This is a genomic window from Mycolicibacterium xanthum (genome assembly GCF_019710635.1).
GTDB lineage: Bacteria > Actinomycetota > Actinomycetes > Mycobacteriales > Mycobacteriaceae > Mycobacterium > Mycobacterium xanthum.
On the sequence record NZ_JAIFZS010000113.1, the window covers coordinates 1 to 1048 of the forward strand.

General features: G+C 69.7%; 1 protein-coding gene. It reads right to left on the minus strand.

All coding sequences use genetic code 11. From position 1 onward, the window contains the following. Positions 1–1048, minus strand: a 1048-nt coding sequence (locus JDV09_RS26190; RefSeq protein WP_221372048.1) for an amino acid adenylation domain-containing protein, incomplete at both ends; no start/stop codon positions are given.

Sequence of the window (1048 nt, forward strand, 5' to 3'; positions counted from 1 at the left end):
TCGCCGAGTTCGATGCGGTAGCCGCGGATCTTGACCTGCTGATCGCTGCGGCCGTGATAGCGCAGTTGCCCGTCGGGGCCCCATGAGGCGAGGTCACCGGTGCGGTACATGCGTTGGCCGGGCGACCCGAACGGGCACGGCAGGAATCGGGTGGCGGTCAGGGCGGGCCGGCGCCAGTACCCCGGGCCCACACCGTATCCGGCCACGTACACCTCGCCTGCCACGCCCGGTGCCACCGGCCGCAACCAGCCGTCGAGAACGAACACCGCCACGCCGGGGATCGGCGATCCGATCGGCGGCATGCCCGAATGTGGCTTCAGCGGCGCACTTCTGGATGCACATACGGTGGTCTCGGTGGGTCCGTACGCGTTGAACATCACCCGCCCCGGGGCCCATCGGTCCACCAGATCAGCCGGACAGGCCTCGCCGGCCACCACCAGCGTCAGCGTTCCGAAGCCGTCGGGCGACAGCGCCCCCAGAGCGGACGGTGTCTGACTCAGCACGTCGATCTGTGCCTCGGCCAGGAATTCGCGGAACTCCTCCGGTGAGTGATCGAGCCATTCGGGGACCACCACGAGACGGCCGCCACGCAGGAGTGCGCCCCAGATCTCCTCGACCGACGCGTCGAACGCATAGGAGTGCCACTGCGCCCAAGCCCGTCCCGCCAGGGCATCGCCCGTCGCACCGAGAATCCGGGTCACGTTCCGGTGAGTGATGGCCACACCCTTCGGGACACCGGTGGTGCCCGAGGTGTAGATGAGATAGGCGACGTCCCCGGCGGCCGGACCCGGCCCCGGCAACGCCGTTTCGGGGGCTGTCTCGATGCGGGGGTCGCCGAGGTCGATGACCGGTATCCCCTTGCCCATCAACCTCTCTGCCAGAGCAGCGACGGTGATCGCCGCCGCGGGTGCGGCATCGGCGAGGATCAGCCCGATCCGGGCGCTGGGTGAGTCCGGGTCGAGAGGTACGTACGCCGCTCCGGTCTTGAGCACGGCCGCCATCGCGACGATTGCCTCCGCGCCCCGGGCGAACAACAGCGCGACGGAAG